This is a genomic window from Vibrio scophthalmi LMG 19158 (genome assembly GCF_000222585.1).
In the GTDB taxonomy this organism is placed as follows: Bacteria; Pseudomonadota; Gammaproteobacteria; order Enterobacterales; family Vibrionaceae; genus Vibrio; species Vibrio scophthalmi.
The window spans coordinates 23,443-37,875 of sequence record NZ_AFWE01000040.1; the positions used below are offsets into that span (position 1 = coordinate 23,443).

The window sequence follows — 14,433 nt, forward strand, 5'->3', positions numbered from 1 at the left end:
GTAAAAAAGGCCAGCCTTGCTGGCCTTTTTTATACCTGTCTCAAAATTTCTGTAAAATCACCGCATTTTTAATCCCTTACGGTATACTGCTAAAGTTTATTTCTCACTGACGAAGGTTGAATGAAAACTCGCAAAGGATTGGGGTTTACCTTGGTCGAATTGATCGTCGTGATCATCCTACTGGCCATCATTTCTGCGTATGCTGCTAGCCGTTATATCGGCGTGGGCAGTTTTTCTGCATTCGCCATTCAAGATTCCGTCATCTCGGTTGCCCGTCAAGTGCAGCTTAATCGCATGCAATCCAATACCAGTGCTTTAAATGATAGTTTTGTGCTATCAATATCCTCGTCTTGTATTGGCTCAAAACAGTCCTGTACGAGTCCCAGCGAAAGTCGTAGTGATTGGGTCAGTGATGACAGTGTGAGCTTCTCTGCTACACCCAACATTAATGCTATTGAGTTTGATTTACTCGGCAACCCACTAGGCAGTGCTAGTGCTGGGGTCGCGATTGCAATTCAAGCCAGCAATAGCCGCGCTGTTGTTTCTGTTTGCCCTAATGGCCTGATTTCTACCTCGGGGTGTTTTTAATGAAGACATCTCGTGGTTTTACTCTAATAGAAAGCATTATTGTGATGGTCGTGATGGCGCTCGCCATGGTCACTATTACCAGCTTTCTGTTACCTCAAGTAAGCCAATCGGCTGATCCTCATTATCAATCTCGGGCTAAAGCGCTAGGACAAAGTTTGATGACGCAGATTTTAGCGCGCAACTTTGATCAAAATAGTTTGGAGCTCGGTGGTGCAATTCGTTGTAGTGCTTCGATAGATACGGGCTCACTTATTTGCACCAGTGAAGCAGGTTTTGGACCGGATGAAGTTTCCCCTGGGGCTCTTGAAACACCAAGCCAATTTAATGATGTCGATGACTTTATTGGCTGTTGGTCTGCGAAACCGAATACAAGTTGCGAGAACGATTTGTATCAGCTGATTTCATCGGGAAATGACAGTGCCTACCATAATTTTCAGGTCACAATAGCGGTGGCATATTCTCCCAACAGCTCAAGTGTCACCTTAAAAAAAATTACACTAGTGATTGTTGCTGGCACTCAAGCACCGATTGAGTTTATTGCGTATCGGGGGAACTACTGATGACACAGCGAGGTTTTACTTTAGTTGAAATGGTATTGACCATGGTAGTCAGTAGCATATTGGTACTAGGTATCGCGGGCTTTATTGAGCTTGGTATGAAGGGTTACGCCGATAGTATTGATAGACAGCGGGTACAAACTCAAGCCAAATTTATTTTAGAAAAAATGACGCGTGAAGTGCGTCATGCAGTACCGAATATTTTTGTCGACCAAAGTAACTGCGTTTCTTTTTATCCGATTGTTTCATCTGGTTTCTATGCCGTCTCTGGCGCCGATATTACTTTTATTGTTGGCGATAGCTCGGCCAATACCAGTGCCCTAGATACTAAACGTTTATTGATCAATCCGACTCGAACATTAGATTCAGACGAAACACTCGCCGATCTCGATAATAGTTTTCCTTTAATCGACGTTAAACAACCATCTCCGACCGAAGCGGTTTTTGTGCTGCCGGATACTAGTACCGAACTTGTGGGGGGCTCCGTGGTGAATCGCCATTATATCACCGACTCTAAGCGTCGTATTTCTTATTGCATTCTTGATGGCCGAGTGGTGCGCGGTGAAGGGGATGAAACTGTCTCGCCAACGTTAATGCCGTTGACCGATCGCAGCTCAGTCGCAGTAACGGGCACTTTCAGTTATACACCTGCGACGGTTCAACATAATGGCGTGGTGCATATTGATCTCGCTTTCACGCAAAATGGCGAATCGACGCATTTCCAACAAGATGTGCAGGTGCTCAATGTCCCATAATCATACTACTTGGAAATTGGCAGGTAAAAAAACAGGCTTTAAACCGCGTGGTTGGCAAAGGCTGCGCTATCAACGAGGCAGTCTGTATATCGTGGTTATTTTTGTGCTGGTCGTGATGGGTTTTCTTGCCAGTACATTAAGCCGAATTCAATGGTCGAATGCGGATGGTTATGCCAAAGATGTATTAGGCACCCAAGCGTGGTTGTTGGCGCAGTCCGTAAATGAAGCCTCTTTGACTGTGCTTTATCCACTCAATACGGTTACGGACATTGAAACGGCCTGTGTTGTGACGATGCCGACGCCGAGTTTTGTCGAAGTTGATGGTAGTGGTCATCGGATATTTAGTGACAAAAAAAGTTGTCAGATGAAGACTAATCGTTGTGAAAGTATCGGCTCATTGGCAGGAATGAATTATTTTAAACTGACAGCGCGAGTCACTTGTGGCTCAGGAAAAAGTTTAGTGGAACGAGCTGAAGAAATTTGGGTAAGGGAGTCAGAATAATGAAAATGGTTTTTCTATTAGTTTTGTCCTTGTTCAGTACCGCTGTTTTGGCGGATGATGATGTGATCGAATATTGCCAGGTGAATGTGAAAGAGTCATTCTCAATCTACGTTAATTACGGTAACGTTTCGGATTCACAGCGAGTTATGCAAAGGAAAAAGCCTAGTACTGACGACCGTTTTGATGATGATGTGCTTTATCTTACTGATAAGTTTAATAGTTCGGAGATTAAACTTTGGTCAAATGATGAGGAGGATGCGATATTCTACGACGCCTCGATTGATGACGATGACGGCGTTGCGTTGCGTTTTGATTTTGTTGTGACTGGTCATTCTGGTAATAATTATATCGGTGATATGACCTACTATATTGAACGTACAGGAGCATGGGAAAAACAGCGTACCGAATCATTAACGTTGTCATACACTGCTCATCGAGCTCGTGCATTGCATTTACGTGAGATAGACGATGACGATGATGATGATCTGAATGGTCTACGTTGTAGTTCTGGAGAGCCTCCAGTGGTCAACCCACCAGAATTTAAACTTGATATCTGTCCCTACGTACCAAATGTGGTACAAACCAATAATGTCCATTTTGGATCTCCAAATGGTTCTCTTGTATTTTCTCCAACCTTTCAAGGCTTAGAAAATAAAGTACTTTTACCAGCAAAAAACAGTAAATTCTTTTTTTCCAGTACAACAATTGGTGTGAAATATTGCCAGGCACCGGATGGGGATCTCGTGAGCTGTGCGATCACTTCGACTTTGCCCATTGATAACTACCCACCGAATATTGGTACAATGCCCGATTCAATGGATCGATACCCTGCGATTAACTGTAGAAATAATCATACATGTAGTGATGTTGATGCTGGACGTTATAAAGAGATCAAAGTCGCTAATGGGCAAACACTCACGCTTACGGGGGGCAGTTATGAGGTCAGTTATATAGAGCTGGCTGAAGACGCAAAATTGCTCGTAAGTTCAGATACCCAGATAAAGTATGCAAAAATTGCATTTACAGGCCATCGTATCAATATAAACCATGATCCAGATGATAATAGCTATGACGATAGAAGCAGTAAGTTACTGTTTATCGGAATTGGTGAGAATTCTGAATTTAGGTTACGGTATGTGCCACCAAGCGGTCCTAGAGTCAATGTCAGTGATTCTATAATTCATGCTCATATTTATGTAGACCCTAGTTCAGTGAATAGAACGAATGGCTTCGCTTTTACCGGGCGTAACAATATTGTACTCGGTGGTGTTAGCGCCAATACAGTCGATCTCGCTGGTGAGTTAAATACGATTGGACGAGGTGATCTAGATTGCTATACCCCATCTACCCCTAAAATTGCCCGCATTAATATCGTACCTAATAACATGTACCTTCAATGCCAAGGGGATAAGTCTGTTTATGTTGAGGTGTTTGATAGGGACGATAATCCAATTACCGATATAGGGAGTGCTCGTGTTTCTCTCTATAGTGCGGAGCTCAATGCTTTGGGCTTTACACTGACGGGTTTTGATACCGTAAATGGTCGCTTTGAATATCAAATCAGTAGTAAGGCGGGCAATGATTACGGCCCTATTCCTGTAAAAGCGCATGCGGTCGGTGATAGCAGCGTTAATGATGATAGTGATATTGTTTTTGCCCCAGTAAAATTCAATATAAACGATGGTAAAGAGAAAGAGTTAATTGCGGGCAAATCGACCAATATTACGATGTCAGTATTAGCGTGTAGCGAAGATGATCAGACGATTACGGGCAACTACAGCAAAAAACTGACCGAAGATAATCTAAATAATTCTTCATTTATCCCTAACCAATGGGTGGATAACAGTAAACATCTATCGCTCGAGGCTGATTTCACCAATGGCATCACGCTTGCTAACTTAAAGTTCGATGAAGCGGGTCAGTATGTCGGTCAATTGACAGATACGATACGTTGTGATGATTTCGGAAAAGATGTTAAAGATTGCCCAACAGGTCAAACCCAAGCGATAACAGGTGAGCTGAAATTTAAGGCTCGCCCATGGACCTTTGCACTCTGCCGTGCCGATATGGCCCCATTACCTAACGGTGATATTAGCAACCCAAGTAGTGCTGGCTTTGTGGCGGCTGGTGATAATTTTGCGATCAATGCTTTACCAATTCGTTGGCAAAGTGGCGGAGCCTTATCTGGTTCTATCGCGACAAATGACGCTTACTGCAATTCATCATTGATTACAAAAAACTTTGCTAAAGGGGGCGCGGGTAATATTCAAATCTCGTTAACGCATAGTTTGAATTTACCGAGTGGTGGTGAAACTGGAGTCTTAGCTGGCACGACGACCACAAGCTATACCTCAGCCTTGAATGGCTATTATCCATTTAATGATCTTAAGTGGAGTGAAGTTGGGCAGATCAAACTTAACGTAGTGAGTGACCAATATTTAGGTATGGCGATTCAATCCGGCGAGAAAGATCTTGGACGTTTTTACCCTAAATACTTCCGAACAGTCGGTACTCCTGAATGGAATTATCCAGGAACTCCTTCTCTTGATGAGCAGAGCTTTATTTATATGAATCAGCCTTTTGAAGGGGTTAGCTTTCAGGTTGAAGCATTGAATGCAATGGGTAACGCAGTACAGAATTATGCCTCATTTGAAGCAAGTGTTACGGCTGGTTTTGACTTGTTTGAACCCGCTTTTTTAGATCGTTTTAATTCATTACCTTTAACTAAGTCTTGGTATCTTGATGCCTCACGTAGCATTGGCACTTTTTCTGTAAACAATGCCAGCCCAAGCTCAGTGTGTGAAGATGAGTTGTGCTGGGAAAAAGCGCCAACGACGACGGGTTATGAAGATGGTCCTTTCAATAAAAGTGGTGGTATAACGACAGATATTTCGATAACTGAATCATCAATATCCAATCCCGATCCAGTGGAATATCAGAGTGTGTCGACATTGGTTCCTGATCCAAGACGCCTTTCCGTGCAACCAGATATTCGTTTTGGTCGAGTCGTGTTAAATAGTGTTGGTGGAGTGGTAAATAATGAGGGCATTGCGATTCCATTGCGTGTTGAGTTCTGGAATGGCAGCCGATTTATTACCAATACTGATGATAGTCAGGCTGACATTAAAGGTTCTAATCTTGTTTCTAACAACCAAATATTGTGGACGGATGAGAACGACGTAAATAAAAATACGGAAGTAAATCTTTCACTTGGTGGTGTTGTGAATGAGGGGGCTTCTCGTTCTATCATCGCGAAACAAGTACACCTTGTTCGACAGCAAACTCAAGCTTGGTTGGAACTGGATGATTCGATAAATAAACTGCCATGGTTCCAGTATCATTGGGACACTACTTCTTCCGATGAGAGCAACCCATCAACAGTAGTGACTTTCGGGATCTTCCGCGGCAACGATAAGATCATTTTCCGTGGTGAATCAGGCTTAATCGGACTTTAGTGATTGTCAAAAATCTGCGTTAAGTAAGGAAACTGTTAGAAATTGCGGGTTTCACTCCATCTTTATTAGACAATGCCTTGCTGTGATGGCAAGGCATTGGTACATTTAAACCAATTTTTTATCTTCTAATTCTTTCAGGACGAGCGAAGAATATGTTCAAAAAACTTCGTGGCATTTTTTCGAATGACCTTTCAATCGATTTAGGCACAGCTAACACCCTTATTTATGTTAAAGGACAAGGTATTGTTCTTGACGAACCTTCAGTCGTTGCTATTCGACAAGACCGTAACCGCGTAGGCAAAAGTGTTGCTGCCGTCGGTCATGCTGCAAAACAGATGCTAGGCCGTACGCCTGGTAATATTTCAGCGATTCGTCCAATGAAAGACGGTGTGATTGCCGATTTCTACGTGACTGAAAAAATGCTGCAGCACTTTATCAAACAAGTGCATGATAACAGCGTATTAAAACCAAGCCCTCGCGTGCTGGTTTGTGTGCCATGTGGCTCAACGCAAGTTGAGCGTCGTGCGATTCGTGAATCTGCGCTAGGCGCGGGTGCTCGCGAAGTTTACCTCATTGATGAGCCAATGGCGGCAGCGATTGGTGCTGGCCTACGTGTTTCTGAGCCAACAGGTTCAATGGTGGTCGATATCGGTGGTGGTACGACTGAAGTTGCGGTTATCTCACTAAACGGTGTGGTTTACTCATCTTCTGTGCGCATCGGTGGTGACCGCTTTGATGAAGCGATCATCAACTACGTGCGTCGTAACTACGGTAGCTTGATTGGTGAAGCGACTGCTGAAAAAATCAAACACGAAATCGGTTCAGCTTACCCTGGTGATGAAGTCGAAGAGATCGAAGTTCGCGGCCGTAACCTTGCAGAAGGTGTACCACGTAGCTTTAGCTTAAACTCAAACGAGATTCTAGAAGCGCTGCAAGAGCCGCTAACTGGTATCGTTTCTGCGGTGATGGTTGCTCTAGAGCAATGTCCCCCAGAGCTTGCTTCAGATATCTCAGAAAACGGTATGGTATTGACCGGTGGCGGTGCGCTACTGAAAGATATCGATCGCCTTTTGACTGAAGAAACGGGTATTCCAGTGGTTATCGCAGAAGACCCACTAACGTGTGTGGCTCGTGGTGGCGGTAAAGCATTAGAAATGATCGACATGCATGGTGGCGATCTCTTTAGCGAAGAATAATCGCTGATGCCCAAGCGTGGCTTGGGCAAAATAAGAAAGATTAAAGGAACTCAGAATCAATGAAGCCTATTTTTGGCCGAGGACCTTCACTTCAATTACGCTTATTTTTCGCCGTGATTTTATCAGCCAGCCTTATGCTGGCTGATAGTCGTTTAGGCGCTTTCGCTCAAGTACGCTATCTATTGAATAGTATAGTGGCTCCGATCCAGTATATGGCGGATGTCCCACGTACTATGTTTGATGGCCTCTATGAGCGCTTTAATGCTCGTCAAGACGTGATGGAAAGTAACCGTACTTTAAAACGTGAAGTGCTGCGTCTTAAAAACGATGTATTGCTGCTAGATCAATACCGAGAAGAAAACCAACGTCTGCGCAAGCTGCTTGGCTCATCATTCGTCCGTGATGAACGTAAGATGGTTGCGGAAGTAATGGCGGTCGATACCTCACCTTATCGCCATCAAGTGGTGATTGATAAAGGCCTAATTGATGGTGTTTATGTTGGTCAGCCGGTGGCTAATGAAAAAGGCATCGTTGGTCAAGTGACCTTCGTTTCCGCGCACAACAGCCGTGTGTTGCTGCTCACCGATTCTAATAGTGCTATTCCGGTACAAGTGATCCGCAACGATATTCGCGTGATTGCCTCTGGTAACAGCAAGGTCGATACCATCCATCTCGATCACATTCCAATCAGCACTGATATTCAGCAAGGTGATCTATTAGTGACGTCAGGACTTGGCGGTGTTTACCCAGAAGGATACCCAGTGGCGTATATCGCCAATGTTGAACGTGATAGCCATCGAGAGTTTGCCCTGATTGAAGCCGATCCGGTGGTTGATTTTGATCGTCTGCGCTATTTGCTTCTGATTTGGCCAAGTGATTCTCGCCAAGAAAAAGTACAACAAGCGGATCCAAATAATATGGCTGAGGTAAGCGCGAATGGCGAGTAGTTTATTTAGAGGCAAGATGGTGATCATTGCCTCCTTCATTATCGCACTGACCTTACAGACCATTCCTTGGCCGGGTGTGTTGGATGTATTACGTCCTTCTTGGTTATTGCTGGTGACTTGTTATTGGGTGCTGGCGCTACCGCATCGTGTTAACGTGGGTACAGCATTAATTCTAGGTTTGCTTTGGGATCTGTTGCTAGGTTCTACCCTTGGTATTCGTGGCATGATGATGGCGATCCTGATCTACATTGTCGCATTGAATTTCCTCGTGATACGCAATATGGCATTGTGGCAGCAAGCGATGGTGATTGGTTTATTGTCAATCGCGCTAGAAGTGATGATCTTTTTTGGTGAATACCTGATTCAAGATATCGCTTTCAATCCAATGTCATTGTGGGCGGGTTTGATTAACTGCATTTTGTGGCCGTGGATGTTCCTATTAATGCGTCGTGTTAGACGCCGCTGGCATGTGAGGTAAGCATGAGTCATTTAGTTTTAGCGTCAGGTTCTCCGCGTCGTAAAGAGCTACTCACCCAGTTGGGATATCCATTCTCAGTGATTTGCACCGATGTAGAAGAGGTGCGCCAAACAAATGAAACTGCGCAGCAGTATGTATCTCGCTTATCATTAGATAAAGCCATGGCAGGAGTGGCAAGGGCTCCTGCTGAATCTGTTGTGATAGGGTCAGATACTATCGTGGTATGCGATCAGAATGTGCTGGAGAAGCCGTCTGATCTTGCGCATGCCAAACAAATGTTATTACAGCTATCGGGACGAGCACATCAAGTGATGACAGCCGTCACGGTAGCAACCAAACAGCAGCAAGAGACGGTCGTCGTGATCACTGATGTATGGTTTAAGCCTTTGTCCGAACTAGAAATTGAACAATATTGGCAAAGTGGCGAACCATGCGATAAAGCGGGCAGTTATGCGATCCAAGGATTGGGAGGACGATTTGTTACTCGAATCGAAGGCAGTTATCACGCCGTAGTTGGCCTGCCATTGTTTGAAACGGACCAGCTCTTGCACAAATTTTTATAATTTACATTGAGGTGCGCTCATGAGTGCAGAGTTGTTGATCAACGTAACTCCAAGCGAGACTCGCGTAGCGATGATCGAAGGTGGAGTACTACAAGAAGTTCATGTCGAACGAGAAGCCAAACGCGGCATTGTCGGCAATATTTATAAAGGCAAAGTCAGTCGAGTTTTGCCGGGTATGCAAGCTGCTTTCGTCGATATCGGTTTAGATAAAGCGGCATTTTTGCACGCCTCAGATATCGTCCCTCACACCGAATGTGTGGCGGAAAACGAAAAGAAACAATTCCAAGTTCGCGATATTTCAGAGTTGGTTCGTCAAGGCCAAGATATCGTGGTGCAAGTGGTTAAAGATCCGCTCGGAACCAAAGGCGCTCGCCTGACCACCGACATTACCCTGCCTTCACGCTACTTAGTCTTTATGCCAGGTGCAAGCCATGTGGGCGTATCCCAGCGCATTGAAAGTGAGAAAGAGCGTGACCGCCTGAAGAAAGTTGTCGCGCACTACTGTGATGAAGACGGTGGTTTTATTATCCGTACCGCAGCAGAAGGTGCCGATGAACAAGAACTCGGACAAGACGCCGCTTTTCTAAAGCGTTTGTGGTCGAAGGTCAAAGAGCGTCGTAGTAAATACAAAACTCGAGCCACTTTGTATGGTGAACTTGGCCTGTCACAGCGCATTTTACGTGATTTCGTTGGTACGGAACTGACGAAAATTCTTGTCGATTCACGTCTGGAATTTGAAAACCTAAAAGAATTCACCTCAGAGTATGTGCCAGAGCTAACGGAAAAGTTAGAGCTGTATGAAGGCGATAAGCCGATCTTTGATATGTACGATACCGAGAATGAAATTCAGCGCTCACTTGATCGCAAGGTGGAGCTGAAATCGGGTGGTTACTTGATCATTGATCAAACGGAAGCGATGACAACGGTTGATATTAATACCGGTGCTTTTGTTGGTCGTCGTAATCTTGAAGAGACCATTTTTAATACCAACGTAGAAGCGACTCAGGCGATTGCTCGTCAGCTGCGTTTACGTAATCTGGGTGGCATCATCATTATCGATTTTATTGATATGTTGTCGGAAGATCATCGCAAACGTGTGGTGGTTTCTTTAGAGAACGCATTAAATAAAGATCGCGTTAAAACCAACATCAATGGCTTTACCAACTTAGGCTTGGTTGAGATGACGCGTAAAAGAACGCGTGAAAGCATTGAACATGTATTGTGTTCAACCTGTCCAACCTGTGAAGGTCGCGGTAGCGTTAAAACAGTCGAGTCAGTCTGTTACGAAATTCTGCGTGAAATTACGCGAGTAAACCGTGCCTACGATGCTGATAAGTTTGTTGTTTACGCTTCGCCAAAGGTAGCCGAAACGCTGCAGGGCGAAGAGTCACACGCGTTGGCTGAGCTAGAAGTCTTTATTGGTAAACAAGTGAAAATTCAAGCAGAACCGCTCTATATCCAAGAGCAATTTGACGTTGTGATGATGTAGCGGGACGATTGTGAGCAAAACCGTAAACCGTATAGCACGAGCGTTACTTTGGATGTGTGTGACCGTATTGGCAATGTTAGCCATTACGGTCACTGCATTGCGAATTACTCTACCGCAGTTAAACCATTTTCAAACACAGATCCAGACTTGGGTAAACCAAGGCAGCGGGCTGGACTTCGAAATTGGTGAAATCAGCGGTTTTTGGCGCAATACCCACCCTTCTATTGCACTGTCGAATGTTCGGGCTAAAACCCCCGCAGGCAGTGGTATCGATTTTTCAGCGCAAACGGTTGAAGTTGAATTCGACCTATTCCAGTCTCTGTTCCAGTTAGAGCCAGTCATTGCTGACCTTAATATCCACGATCTCAAGTTAGATGTTCGTGCTATTCAGTGGGAAAATACGGAGCAAAGCCGACAATTTTCCCCCAAAGGCGAACAGAAAAGTGTCATTGAACAACTCGATAAGTTATTGCTGAGACAGTTAGATAAATTTGCACTGGAAGACTCGACCGTACAGTTTATGTCGGTGAATGGTGAAGATCGCCAACTGGATATTGAAAACCTTAAATGGAAAAATGAAGGTCGTTACCACGCAGTTGAAGGTGAGGTGACGATTGCAGAGACTCAGCTCAACTCGCTGGATGTGATAGGTAACTTCGTTGATCACGGCTCATTAGTTGATGTCACGGGTGAATTTTATCTTTCAGCCGAAAATGTTCTGATCACGCCATGGTTAACGGGGTATCTACAGCATGAAACAGGGATTGAAAAAGGTCAGGTTAGTTTAAATAGTTGGCTAACGCTTAATCGCAGTAAGCCGACGAGCGCTTATGTGGAAGTGTTGCCATCAGAATTAGTCTGGCAAGAAGGTGGACGTCATGAATTGATGTTCGAATCTGGTGTTTTTGTTCTGGAACCAAGCGATGAGGGTTGGCAAGTAAATGCTCACTCACTAAAACTGCGAACCGATGATAACTCTTGGCCTGAATTGGATGTTGCCTTTAATTGGCAAGAGGATAAGTGGCGTTTAAATATTTCCCAACTGGATATTGCTGCGATCGCCCCTTTAGTGAAGTTGGCGCCGGATTCAGATTCTCTCACGCAAACTCTAGAGCAATTAAAACTGGGTGGAGAGCTTGAAGATATCCGTGTTGCGATGGGGAAAGAGTTTGAGTCACTGACGTATTCAGCCAAACTTGCGCAAGGTAAGGTGCAGCAATGGCAATTGGTTCCTGGCATTAATCATCTCGAAGCAGATGTGAGTGGTGACTATCATCAGGCACGCGCAAAGCTAAGTGTTATTGATGACCAACTCCCTTATGGCGATGTATTCCAAGCACCATTAAGAATCAAGCAAGCCGAAATTGATATGGTTTGGCAAAACCTTGGCCAACAAGGTTGGCGTTTATGGGCGGATAAAATTACGGCTGCCACACCTGATTTACAAGTACTCGGCGCATTTAGACTCGATTTCCCTACTGGGAAAAGTCCATTCCTATCATTGTATGCTGAGGCAGATGTATTTAATGCCGGTGAAACATGGCGATATCTGCCTGCACCTGCGTTAGGTGCTGAGCTAACCGATTACCTCTCAACCGCAATTCAAGGTGGCAAAGCCAAGACCGCCAAGGTGCTTTGGTATGGCGAACTAGCAGAGTTTCCTTACCAAAAAAACAACGGTATGTTCCAGGTCTGGGTTGAGGTGCAACAAGGTAAATTCAGTTTTGATACTGGTTGGCCTGCGGTGACCGATTTACAACTCGACTTGTTGTTTCAAAATGAAGCGATGCATCTTGATTCTCATAGTGCCAAGTTGATGGGCGTTAACGCGACTCGTATTACGGGGCGTATTCCTGATCTTGCTGAAAATGGTCATATTGAAATTGAGGCATCGGCCAATGGTCAGGGCAATGCGGTACGCGATTACATGATGGCTTCTCCGCTGGTGGACTCTGTTGGCGCTGCGCTGACCACTATTCAGGTTGATGGGTTAGTGAGCTCTGAATTCAAATTGGTCGTCCCTTTTTCTGATTATGATACTCGCGCTTGGGGTTATGCTGAGCTGAAAAACAATCACGTCACGATTGATACGCCGCCAATGCAATTAGAAACGGTATCGGGACGAATTGAATTCGATAATGATGTAGTAAAAGCGGCGGGCTTATCGGCTCAGTTATTAGCTCAACCAGTTTCGATTGACTTTAATGGTGAAAATGAAGGCAGCGGCTATCGTGTCGGCATTGATGTATTGGGCGATTGGGATGTGAAACCATTAGCGCCATACGTTGGCGCGCAATGGCTAGCGCCTGTCACTGGGCATTTGCCTTGGCAAACCAATGTCGATATACAGCTCAACGATGTCGGCTTTACTTATCAAGTCGATGCCAGCGCTGATTTACAGATGTTAGCGAGTACTTACCCTTATCCACTTAATCGACAAGTCGGTCAGCAAGGAAAGGCTCACTTGCAAGCGTCAGGTAACCAGGAATCGATTACTGCACGCTTGCAGTTACCTGATTTTAAATATCAAACCGAAATTGATATTCGTCCACAGACTCCTGTATTGACGGCGAGCAATATGGTGTTGGGCAAAGGCAGTTTTAAAATCAGCCCGATAGTAGGCCACGATCTGCAAATACGAGCGCCGCAATTTGATCTTGATGCGTGGCTGGCGGCATTGAGTCAACCAGCACCGAGAAATCAGTCTGTATTGGCACAATTAAACACACCCACCATTCCAAGCCCTGAGCGAATTGATCTGAATGTTGATGAACTCAAGCTGGCGGAAATTGATTGGAATGATGTGGCGTTTAACGCTAAGCGTAAAAATCTTGGTTGGCACATGAACCTTTCTAGTCAAGAGGCGAAAGGAGAAGCAAGCTATATTGAACCGTATGATCTCTCAGTAAAACTTGAGCGTTTGCACGTGTTTATTCCTATGCTTGAAGAAGAGAGTTTTAAAGGTAAGCGCTTATTTGAAGCGGAAGACCAAAGCTCCCCATTGATTTCGGCTTTTGATCGTAGCTTCCATCAGAAAGTACCTAACATAACGCTCGCGATCGATGATTTGTGGGTACAAGGGTACAAGTTGGGTACCGCTCATCTGGATCTGCAACGTCAAGGTAATCGCTTGGAGTGGAAAAAACTGTCACTAGAAAGTGGCAGTAGTAAAGTTGATATGCATGGTTCGTGGTTATTGGACGGCGAACAAAGTCATACTCAATTTGAACTATCAGTGGCTGGCGATAATAACAGTGAAGTGATGGAGCGTTTTGGTATCTCGTCTGGGATTCAAAAAGCCCCTTATGATATTACGGCCAAGTTAGAGTGGAATGGTGCACCATGGTCAATGAAGGTCAGCTCCCTATCTGGCGAGGTAAACTCAAAGCTGGGTAAGGGCATGATTTCCGATGTCAGTGGCGCGGCGAAATTATTGGGCTTGTTTAGCTTAGATTCAATTATTCGTAAAATGCAGCTCGATTTTAGTGATGTATTTGATGATGGGATGGCGTTTAACTCGATTACTGGAAGTGGTGAGATTAAGAACGGTATTTTCCTCACTAATAACATCAAGATGGATGCGATTGCGGGTGAGATGACCATCAAAGGCCTCGCCAATCTAAATAATCGCACTGTTGATGCGGAAGTGAATTTTGTCCCTGACATTACCTCGGGCATTCCGGTGCTGACCGCTTTTGCTGTCACACCACAAACGGCGCTCTATGTGTTAGCGATCACGACGGTCATTGCCCCTGTGGTTGAGGTGTTTACTCAGGTGGACTATGAAGTTAAAGGGCCATTGGATGCTCCGGTCGTAAAAGAGCTTTCACGTAGTAAAGGCGAGTTTGAGTTACCGAAAAAACTACGCGATGCGGTGAAGTAAAAGGACGCTGATATAGCAAG

The 14,433-nt window shown here is 44.8% G+C and carries 11 protein-coding genes; all 11 read left to right on the forward strand.

The window, feature by feature from the left end; translation table 11 throughout:
• Window positions 1-120 precede the first annotated feature (120 nt).
• The 11 genes from RH88_RS01975 to RH88_RS02025 all read left to right on the forward strand — a co-directional run bounded on the left by RH88_RS01975 (window position 121) and on the right by RH88_RS02025 (window position 14,413).
• Window positions 121-588 (forward strand): prepilin-type N-terminal cleavage/methylation domain-containing protein, encoded by a 468-nt coding sequence (locus RH88_RS01975; RefSeq protein ID WP_005593101.1) that lies wholly within the window; start codon window positions 121-123, stop codon window positions 586-588.
• Window positions 588-1,148 carry a prepilin-type N-terminal cleavage/methylation domain-containing protein gene (locus RH88_RS01980; protein WP_005593102.1) on the forward strand — a complete coding sequence of 187 codons (561 nt, stop codon included), beginning with the start codon at window positions 588-590 and terminating at the stop codon, window positions 1,146-1,148. The genes RH88_RS01975 and RH88_RS01980 overlap by 1 nt, the downstream gene beginning before the upstream one ends.
• The gene (locus RH88_RS01985; protein ID WP_005593103.1) at window positions 1,148-1,900 is read left to right on the forward strand and encodes a PilW family protein; all 753 of its coding nucleotides are present in this window, start codon (window positions 1,148-1,150) and stop codon (window positions 1,898-1,900) included. The genes RH88_RS01980 and RH88_RS01985 overlap by 1 nt, the downstream gene beginning before the upstream one ends.
• Complete coding sequence (locus tag RH88_RS01990; RefSeq protein ID WP_005593104.1) at window positions 1,890-2,402, forward strand: hypothetical protein; 513 nt, start codon at window positions 1,890-1,892, stop codon at window positions 2,400-2,402. The genes RH88_RS01985 and RH88_RS01990 overlap by 11 nt, the downstream gene beginning before the upstream one ends.
• Window positions 2,402-5,857 carry a DUF6701 domain-containing protein gene (locus tag RH88_RS01995; protein ID WP_005593105.1) on the forward strand — a complete coding sequence of 1,152 codons (3,456 nt, stop codon included), beginning with the start codon at window positions 2,402-2,404 and terminating at the stop codon, window positions 5,855-5,857. Before RH88_RS01990 ends, RH88_RS01995 begins: the two co-directional genes overlap by 1 nt.
• Window positions 5,858-6,009: 152 nt before the next feature.
• Window positions 6,010-7,053: a rod shape-determining protein gene (locus RH88_RS02000; RefSeq protein ID WP_005593107.1), complete on the forward strand. Its 1,044-nt coding sequence runs from the start codon at window positions 6,010-6,012 to the stop codon at window positions 7,051-7,053.
• A gap of 59 nt (window positions 7,054-7,112) precedes the next feature.
• Entirely contained in the window at window positions 7,113-8,000 is an 888-nt protein-coding gene (mreC, locus tag RH88_RS02005; RefSeq protein WP_005593109.1) for a rod shape-determining protein MreC, read from the forward strand.
• On the forward strand, window positions 7,990-8,478 hold the full coding sequence (gene mreD / locus RH88_RS02010; protein WP_005593111.1) for a rod shape-determining protein MreD: 489 nt from the start codon (window positions 7,990-7,992) through the stop codon (window positions 8,476-8,478). Before mreC ends, mreD begins: the two co-directional genes overlap by 11 nt.
• 2 nt (window positions 8,479-8,480) lie before the next feature.
• Window positions 8,481-9,041, forward strand: a complete 561-nt coding sequence (locus RH88_RS02015; protein ID WP_005593113.1) for a Maf family protein — start codon at window positions 8,481-8,483, stop codon at window positions 9,039-9,041.
• A 19-nt stretch (window positions 9,042-9,060) separates the two neighbouring features.
• Window positions 9,061-10,530 (forward strand): ribonuclease G, encoded by a 1,470-nt coding sequence (gene rng / locus RH88_RS02020; RefSeq protein ID WP_005593115.1) that lies wholly within the window; start codon window positions 9,061-9,063, stop codon window positions 10,528-10,530.
• 10 nt (window positions 10,531-10,540) lie between these two features.
• On the forward strand, window positions 10,541-14,413 hold the full coding sequence (locus tag RH88_RS02025) for a YhdP family protein (protein ID WP_081467353.1): 3,873 nt from the start codon (window positions 10,541-10,543) through the stop codon (window positions 14,411-14,413).
• Window positions 14,414-14,433 lie beyond the last annotated feature (20 nt).

Bases quoted from the DNA above. Each gene is read 5' to 3' on its own strand.
- RH88_RS01975 (WP_005593101.1), top strand. From the start codon at position 121: ATGAAAACTCGCAAAGGATTGGGGTTTACCTTGGTCGAATTGATCGTC.
- RH88_RS01980 (WP_005593102.1), top strand. From the start codon at position 588: ATGAAGACATCTCGTGGTTTTACTCTAATAGAAAGCATTATTGTGATG.
- RH88_RS01985 (WP_005593103.1), top strand. From the start codon at position 1,148: ATGACACAGCGAGGTTTTACTTTAGTTGAAATGGTATTGACCATGGTA.
- RH88_RS01990 (WP_005593104.1), top strand. From the start codon at position 1,890: ATGTCCCATAATCATACTACTTGGAAATTGGCAGGTAAAAAAACAGGC.
- RH88_RS01995 (WP_005593105.1), top strand. From the start codon at position 2,402: ATGAAAATGGTTTTTCTATTAGTTTTGTCCTTGTTCAGTACCGCTGTT.
- RH88_RS02000 (WP_005593107.1), top strand. From the start codon at position 6,010: ATGTTCAAAAAACTTCGTGGCATTTTTTCGAATGACCTTTCAATCGAT.
- mreC (WP_005593109.1), top strand. From the start codon at position 7,113: ATGAAGCCTATTTTTGGCCGAGGACCTTCACTTCAATTACGCTTATTT.
- mreD (WP_005593111.1), top strand. From the start codon at position 7,990: ATGGCGAGTAGTTTATTTAGAGGCAAGATGGTGATCATTGCCTCCTTC.
- RH88_RS02015 (WP_005593113.1), top strand. From the start codon at position 8,481: ATGAGTCATTTAGTTTTAGCGTCAGGTTCTCCGCGTCGTAAAGAGCTA.
- rng (WP_005593115.1), top strand. From the start codon at position 9,061: ATGAGTGCAGAGTTGTTGATCAACGTAACTCCAAGCGAGACTCGCGTA.